Source organism: Nonomuraea sp. CA-143628, assembly GCF_050942315.1.
GTDB lineage: Bacteria > Actinomycetota > Actinomycetes > Streptosporangiales > Streptosporangiaceae > Nonomuraea.
Window position 1 is genome coordinate 13591408 of the sequence record NZ_CP192072.1, and the last position, 21367, is coordinate 13612774.

Consider the following 21367-nt stretch of genomic DNA (forward strand, 5'->3'; position numbering starts at 1 on the left):
AGGAGAGAGGTCGAACGATGCTTCCCCCTGGACCGAGACTCCCCGCGCTGCTCCAGACCGCCTGGTTACTGAGCGACCCGGTAGGCGCGCTCGAGAAGTGCCGCCGCAAATACGGCCCGATCTTCACCGTGCGCCTCTTCGGCTTCCCACCCGAGGTCTACGTCGCCACCCCCGAGCTGGCCGAGCAGGTCTACCGGCTCGACCAGGGCGGCGGACGGGCCGGCCGCGTCCGGCGCGACTTCCTTGAGCCGATGGTCGGCGCGCACTCCCTGCTCACCCTGGACGACGAGCCGTGGTGGCGGCACCGGCGGCTGCTCACCCCGCCGCTGCGCGCCAAGCAGATCGCCGGGTACGAGGGCGAGATCGCCGCCATCGCCGCCGAGAAGATCGCGACCTGGCCGCTCGGCACCCCGTTCGGGCTGCGCGACCGCATGCAGGAGATCACGCTGGAGGTCATACTTCGGCTGGTCTTCGGCATCCGCGACGCCCAGCGGCTGGACCGGCTACGCGTGCTGCTGCCGAAGCTGATCGAGGTCGGCGGCTCGCCGGCGATGATGGTGCTGCCGCCCCGGCTGCGCGAGGCCTCGCGACGTCTGCCGTTCACACCGTACGCGCGGTTCCTGCGGCTGCGCGCGGCCGTCGACGAGATCCTGTTCGACGAGATCGGCCGGCGGCGCGCCGAGCCGGGCGGCACCGACGTGCTGGGCAGGCTCCTGGAAACCGAGCTCGGGGACCAGGAAGTGCGCGACGAGCTGATCACCCTGCTCATCGCCGGTCACGAGACGACGGCCACGGGGCTGGCGTGGGCGTTCGAGCGGCTGCTGCGCACCCCGGACGTGCTCGACCGGCTGCCGCACGACGAAGAGTATCTCGATGCCGTGGTCAAGGAGGCGCTGCGCGTCAGGCCGGTCGTCTTCGAGGCGCCCCGGCTGGTCGACGCCCCGCTGCGGCTGGGCGACTACGAGGTGCCCGCGGGATGGTACGCGGCACCGCTCATCGCGCTCATCCACCAGGACCCGTCGATCTGGCCGTCACCCGAGGAATTCAGGCCCGAACGCTTCCTGGACGGCGCGGACGCCCACGGCAAGGCGTGGATGCCCTTCGGCGGCGGCCGGCGCTTCTGCGTCGGCGCCCAGCTCGCCCTCCTGGAGATGCGCGTCATCCTCCGAGAAGTGCTGGGCCGCCTGGAGCTCTCCGCGCCGGATCCGGCGCCGGAGGCCAGGCGGCTCAAGCTCGTCACCCTTGCCCCTGCGAAGCTGACACGCGTCAGCGCGCGTGCTCGGACTCCTGCTCGGACGCCGTAGGCGGGTGCATCTCGTCATGCGGCGAGTCGGCGCCCAACTCCTTGCGGAGCCGGTCGTAGTCGATGTTGTGATCGGTGTACTTAAGCTGGCGAGCGACCTTCGTCTGCTTCGCCTTGGCTCTTCCTCGGCCCATGGCTACTCCCTAGTCCCCGCTGTCATCTTAGCCAACAACGTTACGACTTGAAGAACTATGCAAGTGCGCTGGATTAGTCTGACACTATGCACGTGGAGGTCTACCAGGCCAAGGCCGATTTCTTCCGAACTCTCGGCCACCCCGCTCGCATCAAAGTGTTGGAGCTACTCCAGGAAGGCCCGCTCCCCGTCCGGGAACTCCTGGCCCAGATCGACATCGAGCCGTCGAGCCTCTCCCAGCAACTGGCCGTGCTGCGAAGAGCCGGGATCGTGAGCGCCATCCGCGAGGGCAGCACCGTCGTCTACACGCTGGCCACCCCTGAGCTGGCCGATCTGCTCGGGGCCGCCCGCCGCATCCTCACCGACATGCTCGCCGACCAGGGCGAACTACTCGCAGAGCTACGAGCCGAGGTTCCCTGACCTGGGGCGTCATCCGGACCGACATACTCCGAGGCGGCCATCTGGGACGGCCGTGACCGGCTATGCCGCCACGCCCTCGTCCAGCTCCAACCGGGAGCCGGCGAAGGAGGCCCGCAGGCGCCGATCGTGCGTCACGACCACCAGCGCGCCACGGTAGGAGGCGAGCGCCTCCTCCAGTTGCTCCACGAGCATCGGCGACAGGTGGTTGGTCGGCTCGTCCAGCAGCAGCAGGTCGACGGGCTCGCTCACCAGCCGGGCCAGCTCGATCCGGCGCCGCTGCCCATAGGACAGCTCCCCGAGGCGCAGCCCCAGGTCGGACGGCCGGAACAGGCCCAGGGCGAGCAGCGCGTCCGCGTGCTCGTCCGGGCTCCCGGGACGCCCATGCGCGTAGGCCCGCAGGACGGTCCACTCCGCCGCCCCGGTCGGCCCGTCCTGCCGGAAGAACCCGACCCGGCCGGTGCGTCGTACCTCGCCCGCGTCCGGCCGCAGCTCCCCTGCGAGAACGCGCATCAGCGTGGTCTTGCCCGCTCCGTTCGGGCCGGTGACGAGCAGCCGCTCACCGGTCCGGACGGCCAAGGACTCCAGGCGGAGCCGCCCCGCCACCACCACGCCGTCGAGCGCGACCACCTCGGTCCCGGCGGTGGCTCCCGCGACGGCGGCTACCCCGGCGGCTCCTGCGGTGCCTTCCGCGGCGGCTCCCGTGGTCGCGAGGGTGGCGGTGAGGCGCAGCGGCTCGGGCGGCGGCGGCGCCGGGTGGTCGGTGAGCCACCGTAGCCGCTGCTGGGACTGCCGGATGCGCCCGGCGGCGCCGTGTGTACGCGAGCGCGCCCGCCAGGCCCCGGTGCCCATGCCCGCCTTGGCCGTCTTGCGCGGGATCACCGCCAGCCGTCCCGCGTTGGCCGCCACCAGCGTGGCATGCCGGTCCAGCTCCGTCTTCCACTCGTCGTGGGCCCGTACCTGCGCGGCGCGTTCGGCGGCCTTGGCCGCCAGGAATCCCGCGTACCCGTCGCCGTAACGGCGCACCTGCCCGTCGGCGACCTCCAGGATGGCGGTGGTCACCCGCTCCAGGAACATCCGGTCGTGCGTGATCGCCACGACCGTACCTCGGTGTGCGCGCAGGCGCTGTTCGAGCCAGGCCACCGCCTGGTCGTCCAGGTCGTTGGTCGGCTCGTCGAGCAGGAGCAGCTCAGGAGCGGAGGCCAGTGTGGCGGCCAGGGCGAGCCTGGCGCGTTCGCCGCCGGAGAGCGTGCCCAGCTGACGGCCCCGGTCCAACGCGGGCAGCCCCAGCCCGTACAGCGCGGCGTCCACGCGAGCGTCGGCCTCGTAGCCGCCCCGCGCCTCGAACTCCACCACCAGGCGCGCGTAGGCGGCCAAGCGGGCTTCCAGACCGGTCTCTCCGAGCGACCGCTCGGCTGCCCGCACCCGGGCTTCGAGCTCTCGCAGATCGGCCAGCGCCAGGTCGATGGCGTCGGCCACCGTCGCGTGCGGCGGCAGCGCGAGCGACTGCGGCAGGTAGCCGACGCCGCCGGGCGCGACGACCACGAGCTCGCCGTTGTCCGGCCGTTCGGCGGCCGCCATGAGCCTGAGCAGTGTGGACTTTCCCGATCCGTTGTCGCCGATCACCCCGATTCGCTCGCCGGACTTGATGGTGAGTGACACTCGGTCCAGGACGACGCGGGTGCCGTAACGCTTGGTGATCTCGGTGAGTGCAAGTTGGGCGGCGGTACGTATGGAGCCCATCTCCTCTTCTCGGCGCGGATATTCACGAGACGAGACGGTCCGCCTCGCGAAAGGGGAGTCTGCAGGCGCATCGCCTCGATGTCAAGACGAAACGTCTCGTCTCGTGCAACAGCACCGATTTCGGGGCAACCTCCAGGCGCGATTCCTCCCCCTACCTGTCGGCTGCGGCCCGGCGGGCGCGGGCCTCGACGACCTTGGGGTAGCGGGCGGTGAAGACGGCCGGGGCGGCGAACGTGATCACCTTGACGGCGATGACCGCGGCGGTCGCGTGCGGCGCGGCGGCCAGCACGAACGCCAGCGACACGGCGGCGACGGTGAACGCGCTGGCCCAGACCGTGGTGATGACCGCGTTGACCCGGTAGAAGGCCGGGGTGTTCCAGGCCTGCTCGGGCGCCATGGTGCGCGCGATGCCGAGCGTGAACGGCCGGCGGATGGCCAGCGAGCCCCAGGCGGTGCCCGCGAGCCAGACGTTGACCAGCGCCGGGCCGTACGGCGTGAGGAACGAATGCGGATCGATCAGCGAAAGGACCGTGAGGCAGGCGAAGAACACCGCGGCGCTCGACTCGATCACCATCTCGTCCCAGGCCCGCCCCGCTCGGCGGTCCACGACGACGAGGACCAGCGCGATGACGAGGCCGGCGATGGCGCCCCAGCGCCACTCGTCGCCGGTGGCGATGATCGCGTAGATGATCCAGGGGGCGAATCCCAGCAGGCCGCGCATGTCGAGCTCCCTATGACATTCCTATGTAGACATGTCGAAAGTAGAACCTGCGCCCTCGATATGTCAATATAGGAATATGAGTCTTCGACATGCCGTGCTCGGCCTGCTTTCCGAAGGACCGGCGAGCGGCTATGACCTGATGAAGATGTTCGACGTCTCCCTGGCGAACGTCTGGCCGGCCACGCAGAGCCAGCTCTACGCCGAGCTCGGCAAACTGGCCGATGCCGGGTTGGTGAGCGTGGCGGCCGAGGGGCCGCGCGGCCGCAAGGAGTATGCCATCACCGAAGAGGGCCTGGCCGAGCTGCGCCACTGGATCACCGACGTGGAACCGGTCAGGACCATGCGCAGCGACATGCTGCTGCGCGTGTTCTTCCTGGCCCAGGTGGATCCGCAGCAGGCCAAGGTATATCTGCGGCGGCAGTCCGAGATCGCGGGCAAGAGTCTGGAGCAGATGGAGGGCATCAAGGACTTCGTGGAGAGCGGGCAGGACAACCTGTCGGTGTTCGGAAGGCTGGCGTTGGAGTACGGCCTGCGTGTCGCCACCACGCAGCGCCAGTGGGCTGAATGGGCGGAGGAGCAGATCCGTTAGGCTCGCCCCATGGTCTCCGAACTGTTCGATCCGAAGGCATGGCAGGTGGTCGAGGGATTCGACTTCACCGACATCACCTATCACCGGGCGGTCGACCAGGGCACCGTACGGATCGCCTTCAATCGCCCCGAAGTACGCAACGCGTTCCGGCCGCAGACGGTCGACGAGCTCTATCGCGCGCTCGACCACGCCAGGCAGACGACGGACGTGGGCTGCGTGCTGCTCACCGGCAACGGCCCCTCGCCCAAGGACGGCGGCTGGGCCTTCTGCTCGGGCGGCGACCAGCGGATCCGGGGCAAGGACGGCTACCAGTACGCCGACGGCTCGGCGTCCACCGGCCGGCTGCACATCCTGGAGGTGCAGCGGCTGATCCGCTTCATGCCCAAGATCGTCATCTGCGTGGTGCCCGGCTGGGCCGCGGGCGGTGGGCACAGCCTGCACGTCGTGTCGGATCTCACGCTGGCCAGCGAGGAGCACGCCCGCTTCAAACAGACGGACGCCGACGTGGCCAGCTTCGACGGCGGCTTCGGGTCGGCGTACCTGGCCCGGCAGGTGGGGCAGAAGTTCGCCCGCGAGATCTTCTTTCTCGGCGACACCTACTCCGCCGCCGACGCGCACCGGATGGGGATGGTGAACGCCGTCGTACCTCATGCCGAGCTGGAGGAGAGGGCGTTGGAGTGGGGCCGCAAGATCAATGGCAAGTCACCCACAGCCCAGCGGATGTTGAAATATGCCTTCAACATGGTCGATGACGGGTTGGTCGGGCAGCAGGTGTTCGCCGGCGAGGCGACGCGGCTGGCGTACATGACGGACGAGGCCGCCGAGGGCCGCGACTCGTTCCTGGAGAAGCGCGCACCCGACTGGTCCCCCTTCCCCTGGCATTACTGACCTTCTCCACCCAATCGTGACCAAGGGCTGGAATTCTGATAGCCCTGTGGCCCATGGGATGGAGATGAGACAGTTGCCGGCTTCCACGGTGTGGCGACGCTTCGTCAGGCACGCGTCCGCTCTGTGGCTCGTCGGCGCGGTGATCGCGTTATGCCTGCCATCTCCCGCGCAAGCGCAAGCCATGGCCGACAAGACCCTCACCCTGGCCTACACCTGCACAGGCGGCCCGTTCAGCGACACCTCGCTCAGCGTGCCGCTCACCATGCCCGACACGGCGACTGGCACATTTGACGTCAAGTGGCGCATTCCCGCCCTGACCCTGCGCACGGCGCCGACCACCACCACGCAGGTCCACGTCGCCGGAAAGCTCATGGTGACCGGCGGAACGCACACGGATCTCAGCAAGACCGGCGCGAGCGTCACCTCCGGATCCACCTCCGTGCTGGCCGCACAGGTGACGAGCACGGTGTCGGTGACCGCCACGACGGGTGGCGAGGTGACGGTCCAGGGCTCCACCGAGCAGGGCAGCCTGAAGCTCAGCCTGGCCAGCGCGCCGTCGGACGTAACCTCGTGCACGACCACCAGCACGACCAGCGTGGTGATCACGGTCGGCCAGGGCGGCGGCACCGGGAACGGCACCGGCGACGTGGTCACCTACTCCTGCAAGACCGGCACCGAGGCCAGCCCGCAGACCGTCAAGGTCAAGGTCACGCTGACGATGCCGACGACCACCCCCAAGACCGGCGAACAGTTCTCGATCGGCTGGTCGGGCACCTATGAGACAGGTTACGAGCTCGAGGCCCCGTCGACCGGGCTGCCCACCGGCAGCAAGCTGTACGCCTACGCCTCGATCTCCGGCATCACCCAGCTGACCTCCGCGACCGGAGTGGGCGAGCTGGCCGCGGTCACCGCGAGCGAGCCCATCACGCTGCCCACCAGCGTCGACATGAAGACCACCTCGAAGAACTCGGGCTCGGCGACGGTGAAGCCGGCCGCCATCAACATCGGCACCTCACCGACCGCCCCGGTCATCGAGTGCGAGGTTCAGAGCGACACCAGCCTCAAGACGTACCCCCTCACCATTGGGGCAGGCAGCGGCAGCAGCCCTTCGCCGACCCCCACGAAGTCCAAGTCCTCGACCCCGAAGTCGTCGACCAAGACCTCCTTCAAGTCCGAGCCTTCCGCCACCCCGAAGGCGGGAGCCGACACGGGCGCGGGCGGCGACGCCGGTCCGGACGGTCGTCTGTTCGTGCTGACGGGCTCCGCCCTGATCGCAGCCGCCGGTATCGGCGGTCTGCTCATGCGCCGCCCCTCGGCCAAGCCCTGAACGGGGGGCAACCTCAGCAGCAGTCGAGATCGAGATTCTGTCGGCAACCGCTGTTATTAATTACGCCATGATCCGATACTTCGCACGGAGGCGTGGTTTCGATGGCGTTGGTGATGTTTCGCGATGAGAGGGCGACAGGACGGGCGTTGATCGCCGACCCCGTCGTCTCCTTCGTCAAGCTCGTCCCGCTGGCCGGCGGCTGACGTGGGCGTTCTCGACGGCCTTCCGCCCGAGGTCCGGCATGTGCTCGACGAGCTCGATCCGGCCACCCTGGAGCGGTTCCGGCAGTACGACGAGACCCTGCGGAGCGGTCATCCCTACCGCTATCCCGACGACTCCCGGCTGCGGCCCCTGGCCGTCGATGACGCCGGGTGGCGGGCCATGGCGCTGTGGACCCAGCTCGCCCTGCGCACCACCGACGGCAGCATGCCCTCGTTCGAAGTGCTCAGGTCACTGGCCCAGCGCAAGATCGGCTGGACCGCCCGCGAACGGGAGCTGCTGTGGCGGACCACCCTCGCCGCGCCGGACCCCAATCACCTGCACCACCAGCTCCCCATCTCCGCGATCAAGGACCTGCCCGCGGCGGAGCTCGGACCGCTGCTGCCCCAGCTCCGCCAAGCCCAGCGAGAGCTGGACCAGGTGCCCTTCTCCAACCTCTGGCTGACGAAGCGCGCCCTGGACATCCTCCTGTCTGAGCACCCGACCGGCGAACCAGGCGAAGCCACCCGCTCCCTGATACCCGAGTGCGACGGCTTCGCCGCCCTGGTGCGCGGGAAGTACAGCGAGCGGCTCGAGGTCCCCGAAGTGCTCCCGATCCTGAGACACTGGGTCACCGCCACCTCGCCCGATCCCACGCCGAAGTGGACCGCGAAAGCACGCGAACTGCTCACGCCCGAGGCCGTCGCACTGGCCGGGGAGATCCTCGGCTGCATCCCGGCTTACCGCGAGAGTCTCTGGAACACCGGTTACCGGGACGAGATCACGTATCTCGAGCAGCGCACCGCAGAGCTGGTGCGCGGGATGGTCTGGACCTGCGAGCTCGTCGACGAACCCTGGGTGGCCGGACTGCTGGGCGACGTGGCCGTGGCCACCGGCACCGGGATGGGCGGGGCCGGCCCGAACTCACGCAGCGAGCGGGTGGCCAACGCCGCTCTGGGAGCCCTGTCCCGGCGCGGCGGGCTGGAGGTGGTGCCCCAGCTGGCCAGGGTCCAGGCCAAGGTGCGCAAGAAGAGCATCCTGGCCAAAGTCACCCGGACGTTGGACGCGGTGGCCGTACGGGCAGGGCTGTCTCCGGAACAGCTGCTGGAACGCACTGTCCCCACCTTCGGCCTCAGCCCGGACGGCACCCGCGCCGAGCAGGGGCTCACCCTCTCACTCAACGGCACGATCACCTTCAACGGCCGCAAAACCATCCCCAAGAGCGTCGACCGCGAACTGCTGGCCGAGTTCAAGGCCAGGGCCAAGGAGCTGAAGAAGGCGATCCCCGCCGAACGATTCCGCGTCGAGCGCGCCCTGGCGACCGAGCGGCTCTGGCGCTGGCACGAGGTGTGCGAGTTCTACCTCGATCCCCCGGTCACCGGCTTCTTCGCCCGCACCCTGATCTGGGAGATCCTCCAGGGCCCGGCCGGGCTTCCCGTCCGCGTCGACGGCGCCTGGGAACTGACCGACCCGGCCGGACGTCGCATCCAGCCCTGTCCCGACACCCCTGTCCTGCTGTGGCACCCCATCTCGCACACGGCAGACGAGGTTCGGGCTTGGCGCGACCACCTGATGGCGATCGGTCTGCGCCAGCCGTACAAGCAGGCATTCCGCGAGCTCTACCTGCTCACCCCAGCCGAAGAGCAGACCCGTGACCGCTCACGCCGCTTCTCCAACCACCTGCTGCGGTACGGCCAGGCCAAGGCGCTGCTGACCGAACGCGGCTGGACCGGCATGTCGCTGGGCCACTGGGACGGCGCCGGAGGATCCGGCATGTGCACCGCCACCAAACAGCTGCCCGGCGGCCTGACCGCCGCTTGGGACTTCCACCTGGACGAGCACTCCTACGAACGCGACGGCTACGGCAACACCGCCTCCATCTGCGTCAGCGGCGATCTCCGCTTCACCTCCGAGGGCGAGACAGTCCTGCTGGCCGAGGTACCGCCGCTCATCCTGTCGGAAGCGCTGCGCGACGCCGACCTGGCCGTCGGCGTCACCTCCACCGGGCTGGACCCCAACGGAACCGGCGACTACTGGCAGTCCTACAGTTTCGGCGACCTGACCGAGTCCGCCCAGGTCCGGCGCGACGCCCTGACCCGGCTGCTGCCCCGCCTGACCATCGCCGACCGCTGCACCGTGGAAGAGCGGTTCCTACGCGTCCGCGGCGACCTGCGCACCTACAGGATCCATCTCGGCTCGGGCAACATCCTCATGGAGCCCAACGACGCCTATCTGTGCATCGTGCCCAGCGGCTCCGGTGACCAGGTCTTCCTGCCCTTCGAGGAGGACGGGGGTGTGCTGTCGATCATCCTGTCCAAGGCTTTCCTCCTGGCTGCCGACACCACCATCACCGACCCGTCCATCACCCGCCAGCTCCAGCTCTGACAGGGACCATCGGCATGCACCTCTCCCCTAGCGCAGCGGCTGACCGAACCGGTGCGAAGCATCCGAAAGGCCGCGAAGCGCTGGAGTTCGGGACCGCAGCGAAGCGAAACCGGGAAGCCCGGCGGCAGCACTACGCCACCACAAACAACATCGAATCACCAGCGCGAACTGATGACCCATTTGCTTTCGGGTATGTGGTTGTGCTTACCTGAATCTAGAAATTTTCTACCGGTGCCTAGGGGCAACCCGAACACCACATCCTAAGGCCGCCCATGGGGCGGCCTTAGCGCTATCTTGACCTAGTGCAGCTCTGTTACCTCGATGAGTCTGGTGGCTGCGAGTCCCCCGACATGAGCTTGACGGCCACCCCAGTCATGGTACTTCTGGGGCTGATCGTCAACAGTGCCTCGATTCCCTCGCTGACCAGAGACTTCCTCGCGCTGAAGCGCAAACACTTCCCCGCAAGGTTCGCTTGCGGACATGCCCTTGATCACATCCTTGAAGAGATCAAGGGCAGCGAGATTCTGCAGATGACCCGGAAGCCTTCGCGCAACCAGCGGCGCAAGGCGCATCGGTTTCGTCAAGACCTACTGGATCTCGTAGAAGCACACGACTGCCGGCTTGTAGGTCGAGTGTGGATCAAGGAAGCTGGCAAGGGGCTCAATCCGTCAGCCAGTTACAGCTACGCCGTTCAGGACATAGCTCGTCACTTTAGTCAATATCTTACATACCGGGGAACTTTGGGCGTCTTAATCGCCGACGGTAGGGATCATGAGACTAACCGCAGTGTTGCACATTCGATCTTCACTCAGAAGTGGAGAACGGGTGGTGACCCTTATACGCCCCTTGGCGAAGTACCGCTGTTTTCCGCCAGCGACAACCACGCTGGGCTCCAGATCGCTGACCTACTTGCGACTACTCTGGTATTCCCTATGGCGGCATGGGCATATTGCCCTCGGCGGCCTGGAAATCCTCATTCATCAGGACTATATGCCAACGTGCAAGCAGACTTCGGTGCCCGACTCCGAACTCTGCAGTATCGCTACCGCGACGAAACGGGGAAGTGGCGCGGAGGTCTCGTCGTCAGCGATCCCGTGTCCAAGAAGCCCGGCTCCTGGCTCTTCGGATCTTAATGGCGCCAGTGGTGCTGGCCGGGATCAGGCTGCTGGCATATCCTCGACGCCGTCCCCGGTTGCGAACGCGACAGCTGGTATCCCGACGTCATGCCCCACCGTGAAACGGATGCCGGTGAGGTGATCTGGTCCAATCTCATGGATCCGCAAGCGGCCGCCTCACTTCTGCCGGATGTCGGACGCGACTAGCGGATCCCCACGATCTCACCGCAAATCAGTCCCCCGGTCAGAGGATCGGCGTGGGCGGCACCATGGATGTCGTCTACGGCAGACTGGGGTGATGGAGATCGTTGTGCCTGCCGCTTTGACCGAGTTTCACGTGAAGCACGATGGAGAGGCCGGGCGCGCCTGGTCGGCGGGGTTACCCGCGCTGGCCGAGCGGTACCTCAAGCAATGGGACCTGCGGCTGGACGGTGCGCCCGCGCACGGGATGGTGTCGCTGGTGCTGCCCGTGGTGCGGGCCGATGCGACGCGGGCGGCGCTCAAGTTGCAGCCCGTCAGCCACGAGAACGTCGGCGAAGGGCCTGGGCTGCGGGCCTGGGCGGGTGCCGGGTCGGTGTTGCTGCTCGACGAGGACCCCGCCACCGGCACCCTGCTGCTCGAACGGCTCGACGCCGAGCGGCCGCTGTCGTCCGTGCCCGATGTCATGAAGGCGCTCGGGATCCTCACCGAGTTGCTCCGGCGACTGGTGGCGCTGCCCGCTCCCGAGGGGATGCGGCGGTTGGGGGACATCGCGAATGACATGCTCGACGGTGTTTCCGACGCGGTGGCGGTGCTGCACAGGGAGCGGGATCGGCACTGGTTGGAGATCTGTGCGGGGGCGGTACGCGAGTTGGTGGGTGAGCCGGGCGATCGGTTGCTGCACTGGGATCTGCACTACGACAACGTGCTGGCCGGGGCACGGGAGCCGTGGCTGGCCATCGATCCCAAGCCGCTCGCCGGGGACCCCGGGTTCGATCTGGCGCCCGCGCTGTGGAACCGGTGGGAGGAGGCCGTGGCGACGGGGGATGTACGGCGGGCGGTGTTGCGGCGGTTCGACTTCATGGTGGACGGGCTCGGGCTGGATCGGCGGCGGGCCGCTGGATGGACGCTCGGCCGGGTGCTGCAGAACTCGCTCTGGGACGTGGCGTGGGGCGAGCGGGAGCTCAACGAGATCCAGCTCGCCGTGGCCGAGGCGGTCCATCATCGTCTGTAGATCTCGGGGTCTTCGTGTGGCAACCGGGCGAAGGTGGGCCCGGTTCAACCAACGCCAGCGCACCGCGGGCTGACCAGCCCAGCCGGCCAGCCCGGGAAGTCCGGTCAGGGCGGGCTGACCGGCCCGAAGGGTCAGATGAGGAGGGCGAGCTTGCCGCGGCCGTGGCGGGTCTCGATCTCGCGGTGCGCGTCCGCCGCCTCCTCCAGCCGGTACGTCCGGCGGATCAGGAACTTCAGCTCCCCCTTCGCGCAAAGGGCGGCATAGCGGCCAAGGCGCTCGGCCGTGCGGACGCCCTTCGTGACCATGACGCCCAGCTCGTCCGCCTTGTCGTGGTCGACCATGGTCAGAATGCGGCCACGGTCCGGGACCAGCTCCAAGGAGACGTCCAGCGCCGCGCCACCCGCTCCATCCAGGGCCGCGTCCACCCCGCCGGGCGCGAGTGCGCGTACTCGGGAGGCGAGGCCGTCCCCGTAGGCGACGGGGATGGCGCCCAGATCGCGTAGGTAGGCGTGGTTCTCCTCGCGAGCGGTGCCGATCACGGTGGCGCCCCTACGGACGGCGAGCTGTACGGCGACCGAACCGACCGCTCCGGCGGCGGCGTGGACGAGGAACGTCTCGCCCGCAGCCGGATTCAGCTGGTTGATGGCGATGTCGGCGGTCTGCACCGCGGCGGTCAGCGCGCCGGCCACCTCCCAGGGAAGCTCCGGCGGCTTGGGGGTCACGTCGGTGGCGGGGACCACGATGTACTCGGCGTAGCTGTTCAGCAGCGAGAAGCCGAGCACCTCGGCGCCCACCTCAAGGGTCACATCCGGCCCCACCTGGTCGACCACGCCCGCGAACTCGTTGCCCGGGATCCGTGGCAACGGGTCGATCAGGCCGGGCGGCGTCCAACCGGCCCGCACCGCCGTGTCGAAGGGCTGCATCCCGGCGGCCTTGATCCGTACCCGGACCTGGCCCGGCCCGGCCTCCGGCATGGGCCGGGACATCACGGTGAGCACCTCAGGTCCGCCGAACTCAGCAAACGCCGCCGCTTTCATGAAATTTCCACTCATGGGGACGACTGTGCATCCTCAAGTGCACTTGAGGTCAAGCCAGATCGCATTTCGGGAACTTTCGGCTTTAGTCACGCTTTATCTGTATATAGTCCGACGGGGGCATAGCAGGGGGCGGGGTAACCGGGGTTCGATGACCGAGTTCTTACATGTCGTGCTGAGCTTCCCGACGGTGGTATTCACCTTCCTTCTCGTCGTGGTGGCCGGCTACTGGTTCATTGTCATAACCGGCCTCTTCGACTTCGAAGACGGCGAGGCGCCCTGGCTGGGACTGGGCGGAGTGCCCGCCGGGATCGCACTGTCACTACTGATCGCGTTCGCGTGGCTGCTCGCCTTGATCGGCAGTCAGGTGGTGCCGGGAATCGCGCTGCCGGTCGTACCCATCCTCGCCCTGGCCGGGGCCTGGTTGGGTACGCGGGCGCTGCTCAGGCCGCTGCGGCGGCTCTTCCCCGACGCGCGGCGCCCGTCGCGCGGCGACTTCGTCGGCCAGATGTGCGTGATCCGCACCGGCCAGGCGACCGCCGACTTCGGCCAGGCCGAGGTCACCGCGCCCGACGGCTCATCGGCCGTCGTCCAGGTAAGGACGACGGGCCAGGACCGGCTCGCGCGCGGCGACAACGCGCTCATCTTCGAATACGACACCCATGGCGAATTCTTCTGGGTCATGCCTTACGAAAGCGAGCATTGATGGACGTCATCTCCACCGGGTTCGGCGTATTCCTCGCGGTCGTGCTGGTCATCGTGATCGGCTTACTTGCCGTCATCAGCCGCCTTTTCCGGAAGGTCGAGCAGGGCAAGGCCCTGATCATCTCGAAGGTCAACAAGGTCGACGTGACGTTCACCGGGGCCACCGTGCTCCCCGTCTTTCACAAGGCCGAGATCATGGACATCTCGGTGAAGACCATCGAGATCGAACGGACCGGCCGCGAGGGGCTGATCTGCCGGGACAACATCCGGGCCGACATCAAGATCACCTTCTTCGTACGCGTCAACAAGACCGCCGAGGACGTCATCAAGGTCGCCCAGGCCATCGGCACCGTCCGGGCCAGCGACGAGTCGACCCTGCAGGCGCTGTTCAACGCGAAGTTCTCAGAGGCGCTCAAGACCGCCGGCAAGCAGCTCGACTTCGTCGATCTCTACACCAAGCGTGACGAGTTCCGCGACCAGATCGTCCGGCTCATCGGCACCGACCTCAACGGCTACAGCCTGGAGGACGCCGCCATCGACTACCTGGAGCAGACCTCGCTGGCCGCGCTGGACAAGAGCAACATCCTCGACGCGCAGGGCATCCGCAAGATCACCGAGCTGACGGCGATCGAGCACGTACGGACCAACGAGTTCCAGCGCCGCGAGGAGAAGGAGATCACCCGCCAGAACGTGGACGCCCGCGAGGCGATCCTGGAGCTGCAACGCCGGCAGGCCGACGCCGAGGTCAAGCAGCGGCGCGAGATCGAGACGATGAAGGCCCGCGAGGAGGCGGAGATCGCCCGCGTGGCGGCCGAGGAGCGGCTGAAGTCGCAGTCGGCCAACATCAAGACCGACGAGCAGCTCGGCGTACAGCACGAGAACCGGGCCCGTGAGGTCGCCGTCGCGGAGAAGAACCGCGAGCGGGTGATCGCGATCGAGACCGAACGGATCGAGAAGGACCGCATGCTGGAGATCATCGCCCGCGAGCGGGAGACCGAGCTGTCGCGCATCGCCAAGGACAAAGAGGTCGAGACCGAGAAGCGGTCGATCGCCGAGGTGGTGCGCGAGCGGATCGCCGTCGACAAGACGGTGGCCGAGCAGGAGGAGAGCATCAAGCGGCTGCGCGTGGTCGAGGAGGCCGAGCGCACCCGCCAGAGCGTGATCATCGCCGCCGAGGCCGAGGCGCAGGAGAACCTGGTCAAGGGCATCAAGGCGGCCGAGGCCGCGGAGGCGGCGTCGAAGTTCAAGGCCCGCGAGGAGCTGACGCTGGCCGAGGCCAGGCAGCAGGCCGCCGAGCTCGACACCCGTGCCAAGATCAGGCTGGCCGAGGGCATCCAGGCCGAGTCGGCCGCTACCGGGCTGGCCGAGGTCCAGGTCAAGGAGCGGGACGCGGAGGCGATCGAGAAGGTCGGTCGCGCGGAGGCGGCGGTCCTGGCCGAGAGGCTGCGGGCCGAGGCCGAGGGCGCCAGGTCCATGGCCATGGTCGAGGGCGACCGGCTCAAGGCGCAGGCGGAGGGCGAGCAGGCGATGGCCCTGGCCGCCGCGACGGCGGTGGGCGAGAAGCTCAAGGCCGAGGCCGAGGGTCTGACCGAGAAGGCCGCCGCGATGGCCGCGCTCGACGACGCGAGCCGGGGGCACGAGGAGTTCCGCCTGCGGCTGGAGGCCGACAAGGACGTACGCCTCAAGCAGATCGACGTCACCCGGCAGGTGGCGGAGTCGCAGGCCAGCGTGCTGGCCGCCGGTCTGGCCAAGGCGAACATCGACATCGTCGGCGGCGACACGATGTTCTTCGACAAGGTCGTGGGCTCGATCACCGCGGGCAAGGTGGTGGACGGGTTCGTGGAGCACTCGCAGGTCGCCGGCACGCTGGCGGCGCCGTACCTCAACGGGTCGGCCAGCCTCGCGGGTGACCTCAGCGCGCTGGTCAACGGGGTGAGCACCGAGGACCTGAAGAACCTGACCGTGTCGGCGCTGCTGCTGCGGCTCATCCAGAACGGCGGACCCGACTCGGGCCCGCTGGGCGAGCTCCTGGAGACGGCCCGCCGCCTGGGCGTGGCCGACTCCCCGGTGGCCGCGCTCACCGCCGCGAAGGTCTGATCGCGCGTGACCGACGACGCACAGCGCCAGGGCTCCCGTACGGCGGAGCCCGGCGCGACCGCTCCAGCCGGCCAGGTCGGCACCAGCGGGCCGGCGGCCGGCCCGAGCGGGCTTGAGGCCGGGACCTATGAGGTGCTCAAGTCCCGGCTGGAAGCCCAGGCCAAGGCCCTGGCCACGGCCACCGAGGGGGTCAACGCCCAGCGCCTGACCGTTTTCGGCGGCACGGAGCTCCGCCTGCTCGGCACCGAGCGCATCCGTACGGACAACAACTGCGTTCCCCGGGACATCGTCTCGCTGGGCGGCGTCATGCTGTTCGGCTACAACGTCTTCATCGGGCTGAAGCCGGAGACCACGGTCGCCGACGTCTTCTCCGTGCACCGCTTCACCAGGGACGGCGACGCCTTCAGGTTCGACCCCGACCGTCTCCCCGCCCTGGAGGAGCCGGCGTTCCAGAAGGACTTCGCCGAGCTGTACCGCTACTACAAGGACTCCAGGCTCCACCACCTGAGACGCGTCGAGGGCAAGCTGCTGGCAGTCTTCCAGACCGGCCCGGCCGACACCCGGGTCTTCAGATGGACGGTCGACTCCCAAGGAGTCACGAAATATCAGGACAACAGGGGTGAGCGGGACCATGCCTTCCCGCCTTCGCACGACTTCGTGTGGACCCCCGCCACCCGTGACGACCACGTGCTCGGCCGCCACCCGCACATCTCCATCCGCGACGAGGTGTTCGTCGAAACGGTCGGCGGCGACCTCACCATCAAGATCGAGAACAACACCGAGACCGGCGAGGGCATCTACGCCGAGCCCGTGGCCGAACCCCTTCAGAGCTTGGCCGACGCCGACGTCGAGCACGCCGTCATCGGCCCGCTCATCCTGATCAGGATCCGGCCGTACAAGGAGCCCGACTGGCGCCACCTGGTCTTCAACACCCGCACCAAGGCCGTGACCAGGCTCGACGGCATCGGCCAGTCCTGCCAGCGCCTCCCCGAGGACCAGGGGTTGATCTTCCCCGGCGGCTACTACCTGGCCACCGGGGTCAGCAAGACGTTCGACACGGACGTCACGGACCTGGAGTTCGACCGCGTGGTCCGCTCCCCCAACGGCGAGGACGTCCTGTACGTCTTCCACGCCAGGGGCGACGGCCGCTCCCTGCTCTTGCCGTACAACGTCATCAGGAAGGAGGTGGCCAACCCCATCGTCTGCCACGGCTACTCCCTGTTCGACGACGGCACGATGGTGGTCTTCCGCGCCACCTCCGAGGAGCCGACGCGGGTCCACCCCATGCAGGTCTGGCAGACGCCGTACGTCTCCGACACCTACGCCGCCGCCCAGCCCACCGGCACCGGCCCGCTGGAGCGCATCGGCAACGCCGAGCTGGTGCGCGGCATCTCCGACTGCCTGTCGGTGGCCCGCATGATCGGCGAGATGGCGCCGTCGGCCGCCACGTTCGAGGCGCTGATCGCCGCCTGCACGCGGGCCTTCGACCACTACCACTGGCTCGGCGAGCAGGGCCTGCGCGCCCCGCTCGCCGAGGTGCGGACCACGGCCGAGCAGGTGCTCGACGAGTACGAGCACGTGGAGGCGCTCACCCACCAGGCCGCCCGCACCCTCGCCGAAGCCACGGAGGAGACCACCCGGCTCGTCCGGCAGGCCCGGGGCGACACCCCCGCCACCGCCGACGCCTGGGTGACGCTGCTGGCCACGTTGCGCCGGGCCCAGGGCCGCCTGGTGACGCTGCGCGAGGTCCGCTACCTCGACCTCGCCCAGCTGGACACGCTGACCGGCTCGCTGGCCGACGAACTGGCCTCCGTGGGGCAGCGGGCCGTCGGGTTCCTCCAGGGGGCCGAGGCGTTCACCGGCTACCACGAGGCGGTCGAGCGGCTGGCCGCCGAGGCCGCCGCGATCACCACGGTCGCCGAGGCCGAGCCCGTCACCGAACGCCTGGCCACCCAGTCCGAGGGGCTGGAGGTCGTCACCGAAGTGGTGGGCTCGCTGGAGATCGCCGACGCCACCGTACGCACCTCCATCCTGGAGCGCATCGCCGAGGTGCTCGGCGGCGTGAACCGGGCGCGAGCCCTCCTGGACGGCCGCCGGCGGGAGCTGCTCGGGGCCGAGGGGCGGGCGGCGTTCGCGGCCGAGTTCGCGCTGCTCGGGCAGGCCATCACCGGCGCGCTGGCGGCGGCGGACACGCCTGAGCGGTGCGACGAGCAGCTCGGCAGGCTGATGCTGCGGCTGGAGGCGCTGGAGACGCGCTTCGGTGAGTTCGACGACTTCGCCGCCCGGCTCGCGGTCAAGCGGGACGACGTCTACGAGGCGTTCTCGGCCCGCAAGCAGACGCAGCTGGACGAGCTCGCCCGCCGGGCCGACCGGATCTTCGCCTCGGCCGAGCGCATCCTGGGCAGCGTCACCAGGCGGCTGCCGTCGCTGGGCTCGCTCGACGAGGTCAACACCTTCTTCGCCACCGACCCGATGGTGGCCAAGCTCCGCTCGGTCGCCACCGAGCTGCGCGGGCTCGGCGACGCGGTACGGGCCGAGGAACTGGACGGCAGGGTCAAGGCCGCGCAGCAGGAGGCGGGCCGGGCCCTGCGCGACCGTCTCGACCTGTTCTCCGACGGCGGCGAGACGCTGCGCCTGGGGCGGCACCGGTTCGCGGTCAACACCCAGCCGATCGACCTCACGCTGGTGCCGCACGACGGTGACATGCACTTCGCCATCACCGGGACCGACTACCGCGCCGCCGCCCCCGCCGCGTTCGCCGACACCCGCCCTTTCTGGGACCAGTTGCTCGCCTCGGAGACTCCGGAGGTCTACCGCGCCGAGCACCTGGCCGCCTCGCTGCTCGACGTGGCGGTGCCGGGCGGGCCGCTCCAGGACCTCGTACGGCAGGCGGCCGAACAGCGCTACGACGAGGGGTACGAACGCGGCGTCCACGACCACGACGCCACCGCCATTCTCGACACGCTGCTGCGGCTCCGGGAGGGAGCCGGGCTGCTGCGGTATCCGCCGGACGCTCGGGCGGCGGCGCAGCTGTACTGGGCGTTCGGGGTGGACGAGGTTTCACGTAAAACATTGGCCACACGGGCCGTGTCGCTGGTGCGCGCCCGCGCGGTCTTCGGCCCCACACCGGAGATTGCCGCTCTGGCAACGGAACTGGGCTCGCAGATCGCCGCATTCCACGTTGGGCCCGGCTCAGTGCCCGGCGAAACGGCTTCGCTCGCCGGGGAGTACCTCGTCGAAGAGCTCGCCACCCAGCCCACCGGCTTCGTGACCAGCACGGCGGCCCGCGCCCTCCTCCAGGGCTTCCACCAGACGCTCGGCCCGGCCAGGTCACGCGAGTTCGAGGAGGATCTCAAGGCCGTGGCGCTGCCGGAGCGGCTGGAGCTGGCCCGGGCCTGGATCGGCGCCTTCGGCAAGGGCCCCGAGGTGCCCGAGTCCATCGCCGTACAGCTCTGCGACCTGCCCCGGCACGACTCCAGCGCCACACTGACCGCCACGGTGGAGGGCCTGCTGGGCACCCACCCGCGCGTCGCCGACCGCAAGCTGGAGCTGCGCCTGGACGAGACGCTGGCCAGGACCCGCCGCTTCCGCACCGAACGCGTCCCCGCCTACCGGGCCTACCAGAAGCGGCGCACCGAGCTGGTGACCGCCGAGCGGGCCCGGCTGCGGCTGGACGAATACCGCCCCAAGGTGATGAGCGCGTTCGTCCGCAACCGGCTGCTCGACGAGGTGTACCTGCCGCTGATCGGCGACAACCTGGCCAAGCAGCTGGGCGCCGCCGGAGGGGACAAGCGGACCGACCAGATGGGCCTGCTGCTGCTCATCTCGCCGCCGGGCTACGGCAAGACGACGCTGATGGAGTACGTCGCCAGCCGCCTCGGCCTGGTCTTCGTCAAGGTGAACGGCCCGGCGCTCGGCCACGCCGTCACCTCGCTCGACCCGGCGGAGGCGCCCGACGCTACGGCCAGGCAGGAGGTCGAGAAGATCTCCTTCGCCCTGGAGACCGGCAACAACACGCTGCTGTACCTGGACGACATCCAGCACACCTCGCCCGAGCTGCTGCAGAAGTTCATCTCGCTGTGCGACGCCCAACGTCGGATCGAGGGCGTCTGGAACGGCCGCACCCGCACCTACGACCTGCGCGGCAAGCGGTTCGCGGTGTGCATGGCGGGCAATCCGTACACCGAGTCGGGGCAGCGCTTCCGCATCCCCGACATGCTCGCCAACCGCGCCGACGTCTGGAACCTCGGCGACGTGCTGTCGGGCAAGGACGAGCTGTTCGCGCTGAGCTACATCGACAACGCGCTCACCTCCAACCCGGTGCTCGCGCCGCTCTCCGCCCGCGACCGGGCCGACGTCGAGCTCCTGGTACGGCTGGCGCGCGGCGACCAGAGCGCCCGGCCGGACCAGCTCCGGCATCCGTACGCCAAGACCGAGCTGGACCAGATCCTCAGCGTGCTGCGCAAGCTGGTGCGGGTGCAGGAGGTCGTGCTTGCCAACAACCAGGCGTACATCGCCTCGGCCGGACAGTCCGACGCAGCCCGTACAGAGCCGCCGTTCCGGCTGCAGGGCTCGTACCGGAACATGAACAAGCTGGCCGAGCGGATCGTGCCCGCCATGAACGAGGCCGAGCTGGAGGCGGTCATCGACGACCATTACCTCGGCGAGGCGCAGACCCTGACGAGCGACGCGGAGGCCAACCTGCTCAAGCTCGCCGAGCTGCGCGGCCGGCTGACCCCCGCCCAGGCCGCTCGCTGGAGCGACCTCAAGGCGGCCTACCTGCGCGCCAAGGCGCTCGGTGGCGCCGAGGACGACCCGATGACCAGGGCCGTGGGCGCCATCGGCCTGCTGGCGGACCGGGTGGGCGAGGTCGGCTCGGCCATCAGGGAGAACACGACGGACTGACGCGCGATCACCGCGACTTCGCGGTGACGCGGCGGACTGACGCACGCCACGGCGACGAAGGCCAGACACCGCGGACCTCGACGCGTCACCGTGGCGAGGTCAGCTGCGTCGTGCACTCTCGCTGGATGGCCGTGGCCCGGGTGAGGAAGTCGAGGATCAGCTCCAGCTGCTCGTCCGAGTATCCGGCGTAGAGCTCGGACAGCCCGGTCACCAGCGGCTCGAACACCTCGGCACCGCCGGCCAGCGCCTCGTGGTTGACCTCGACGATCACCCGCCGCCGGTCCTTGGTGTCGCGGGTGCGGCGCACCAGCCACTTGCCCTCCAACCGGTCGATCAGCCCGCTCACCGAGGCGGGCGCGAGGCCGGTGTGCTGCGCCAGCTCCCCCGCCGTCAGCGGGCCCAGCCGTTGCAGCAGGTCGAGCGCCTTCTCCTCGGTCATCCCCACCCCCAGCAGCTCGCCGACGGCGCTGTGGAACATCACGGCGGCGTTGCTGTTATCCCGCCCGGCCACGAACAGGGCTTCGAGCAAATTCTTTCGGTGTTCCGAAATATCTGTGGACACGGCCCTCCCTCCCGGCATATATTTCGTTCGAC

At 69.0% G+C, this 21367-nt stretch carries 16 protein-coding genes; 11 read left to right on the forward strand and 5 right to left on the reverse strand.

What is annotated here, in order from left to right:
- The first annotated feature begins 17 nt into the window (after positions 1-17).
- A complete protein-coding gene (locus ACQP2T_RS62395; RefSeq protein ID WP_433513996.1) occupies positions 18-1304 on the forward strand; it encodes a cytochrome P450 in 1287 nt (428 codons plus the stop codon).
- Here the strand turns inward: ACQP2T_RS62395 and ACQP2T_RS62400 are convergent.
- Positions 1267-1437, reverse strand: a complete 171-nt coding sequence (locus tag ACQP2T_RS62400; RefSeq protein ID WP_433513997.1) for a DUF3073 domain-containing protein — start codon at positions 1435-1437, stop codon at positions 1267-1269. The two genes, ACQP2T_RS62395 and ACQP2T_RS62400, sit on opposite strands and share 38 nt — an antisense overlap.
- 86 nt (positions 1438-1523) lie before the next feature.
- On the opposite strand from ACQP2T_RS62400, the gene ACQP2T_RS62405 reads away from it, so the two are divergent.
- Positions 1524-1856 carry an ArsR/SmtB family transcription factor gene (locus tag ACQP2T_RS62405; RefSeq protein WP_358437194.1) on the forward strand — a complete coding sequence of 111 codons (333 nt, stop codon included), beginning with the start codon at positions 1524-1526 and terminating at the stop codon, positions 1854-1856.
- A 60-nt stretch (positions 1857-1916) separates the two neighbouring features.
- Here ACQP2T_RS62405 and abc-f read toward each other — a convergent pair whose 3' ends face one another.
- Both abc-f and ACQP2T_RS62415 read right to left on the reverse strand, forming a co-directional pair.
- Positions 1917-3596, reverse strand: a complete 1680-nt coding sequence (abc-f, locus tag ACQP2T_RS62410; protein ID WP_433513998.1) for a ribosomal protection-like ABC-F family protein — start codon at positions 3594-3596, stop codon at positions 1917-1919.
- Between the two features lie 151 nt (positions 3597-3747).
- Entirely contained in the window at positions 3748-4317 is a 570-nt protein-coding gene (locus ACQP2T_RS62415; protein ID WP_433513999.1) for a hypothetical protein, read from the reverse strand.
- A 76-nt stretch (positions 4318-4393) separates the two neighbouring features.
- On the opposite strand from ACQP2T_RS62415, the gene ACQP2T_RS62420 reads away from it, so the two are divergent.
- The 6 genes from ACQP2T_RS62420 to ACQP2T_RS62445 all read left to right on the forward strand — a co-directional run bounded on the left by ACQP2T_RS62420 (position 4394) and on the right by ACQP2T_RS62445 (position 12032).
- Positions 4394-4906: a PadR family transcriptional regulator gene (locus tag ACQP2T_RS62420; protein WP_433514000.1), complete on the forward strand. Its 513-nt coding sequence runs from the start codon at positions 4394-4396 to the stop codon at positions 4904-4906.
- A gap of 9 nt (positions 4907-4915) precedes the next feature.
- Positions 4916-5794: a 1,4-dihydroxy-2-naphthoyl-CoA synthase gene (locus ACQP2T_RS62425; RefSeq protein ID WP_225301384.1), complete on the forward strand. Its 879-nt coding sequence runs from the start codon at positions 4916-4918 to the stop codon at positions 5792-5794.
- Positions 5795-5975: 181 nt separating this feature from the next.
- Positions 5976-7121, forward strand: coding sequence for a hypothetical protein (locus tag ACQP2T_RS62430; protein ID WP_433514001.1), 1146 nt, complete (start codon positions 5976-5978; stop codon positions 7119-7121).
- A gap of 204 nt (positions 7122-7325) precedes the next feature.
- Positions 7326-9704: a DUF4132 domain-containing protein gene (locus ACQP2T_RS62435; RefSeq protein ID WP_433514002.1), complete on the forward strand. Its 2379-nt coding sequence runs from the start codon at positions 7326-7328 to the stop codon at positions 9702-9704.
- A gap of 302 nt (positions 9705-10006) precedes the next feature.
- On the forward strand, positions 10007-10837 hold the full coding sequence (locus ACQP2T_RS62440) for a DUF3800 domain-containing protein (protein ID WP_433514003.1): 831 nt from the start codon (positions 10007-10009) through the stop codon (positions 10835-10837).
- 280 nt (positions 10838-11117) lie between these two features.
- Positions 11118-12032 carry an aminoglycoside phosphotransferase family protein gene (locus ACQP2T_RS62445; RefSeq protein WP_433514004.1) on the forward strand — a complete coding sequence of 305 codons (915 nt, stop codon included), beginning with the start codon at positions 11118-11120 and terminating at the stop codon, positions 12030-12032.
- A gap of 131 nt (positions 12033-12163) precedes the next feature.
- Here the strand turns inward: ACQP2T_RS62445 and ACQP2T_RS62450 are convergent, their stop codons facing one another.
- A complete protein-coding gene (locus ACQP2T_RS62450; RefSeq protein ID WP_433514005.1) occupies positions 12164-13084 on the reverse strand; it encodes an NADP-dependent oxidoreductase in 921 nt (306 codons plus the stop codon).
- Positions 13085-13238: 154 nt separating this feature from the next.
- Between ACQP2T_RS62450 and ACQP2T_RS62455 the strand changes: the two genes are divergently transcribed.
- From ACQP2T_RS62455 to ACQP2T_RS62465, 3 genes are read left to right on the forward strand one after another with little or no spacing between them, the layout of a single operon-like run.
- Entirely contained in the window at positions 13239-13772 is a 534-nt protein-coding gene (locus tag ACQP2T_RS62455; protein ID WP_433514006.1) for a hypothetical protein, read from the forward strand.
- Positions 13772-15868, forward strand: coding sequence for a flotillin family protein (locus ACQP2T_RS62460; protein ID WP_433514007.1), 2097 nt, complete (start codon positions 13772-13774; stop codon positions 15866-15868). The genes ACQP2T_RS62455 and ACQP2T_RS62460 overlap by 1 nt, the downstream gene beginning before the upstream one ends.
- Before the next feature lie 6 nt (positions 15869-15874).
- A complete protein-coding gene (locus ACQP2T_RS62465; RefSeq protein WP_433514008.1) occupies positions 15875-20773 on the forward strand; it encodes a DNA repair ATPase in 4899 nt (1632 codons plus the stop codon).
- Positions 20774-20858: 85 nt separating this feature from the next.
- Here the strand turns inward: ACQP2T_RS62465 and ACQP2T_RS62470 are convergent, their stop codons facing one another.
- A complete protein-coding gene (locus tag ACQP2T_RS62470) occupies positions 20859-21302 on the reverse strand; it encodes a MarR family winged helix-turn-helix transcriptional regulator (RefSeq protein ID WP_433514009.1) in 444 nt (147 codons plus the stop codon).
- Positions 21303-21367 lie beyond the last annotated feature (65 nt).

Excerpts from the sequence above, each read along its gene's own strand:
- ACQP2T_RS62395 (WP_433513996.1), top strand. The coding sequence starts at position 18 with ATGCTTCCCCCTGGACCGAGACTCCCCGCGCTGCTCCAGACCGCCTGG.
- ACQP2T_RS62400 (WP_433513997.1), bottom strand. The coding sequence starts at position 1,437 with ATGGGCCGAGGAAGAGCCAAGGCGAAGCAGACGAAGGTCGCTCGCCAG.
- ACQP2T_RS62405 (WP_358437194.1), top strand. The coding sequence starts at position 1,524 with ATGCACGTGGAGGTCTACCAGGCCAAGGCCGATTTCTTCCGAACTCTC.
- abc-f (WP_433513998.1), bottom strand. The coding sequence starts at position 3,596 with ATGGGCTCCATACGTACCGCCGCCCAACTTGCACTCACCGAGATCACC.
- ACQP2T_RS62415 (WP_433513999.1), bottom strand. The coding sequence starts at position 4,317 with ATGCGCGGCCTGCTGGGATTCGCCCCCTGGATCATCTACGCGATCATC.
- ACQP2T_RS62420 (WP_433514000.1), top strand. The coding sequence starts at position 4,394 with ATGAGTCTTCGACATGCCGTGCTCGGCCTGCTTTCCGAAGGACCGGCG.
- ACQP2T_RS62425 (WP_225301384.1), top strand. The coding sequence starts at position 4,916 with ATGGTCTCCGAACTGTTCGATCCGAAGGCATGGCAGGTGGTCGAGGGA.
- ACQP2T_RS62430 (WP_433514001.1), top strand. The coding sequence starts at position 5,976 with ATGGCCGACAAGACCCTCACCCTGGCCTACACCTGCACAGGCGGCCCG.
- ACQP2T_RS62445 (WP_433514004.1), top strand. The coding sequence starts at position 11,118 with ATGGAGATCGTTGTGCCTGCCGCTTTGACCGAGTTTCACGTGAAGCAC.
- ACQP2T_RS62450 (WP_433514005.1), bottom strand. The coding sequence starts at position 13,084 with ATGAGTGGAAATTTCATGAAAGCGGCGGCGTTTGCTGAGTTCGGCGGA.
- ACQP2T_RS62460 (WP_433514007.1), top strand. The coding sequence starts at position 13,772 with ATGGACGTCATCTCCACCGGGTTCGGCGTATTCCTCGCGGTCGTGCTG.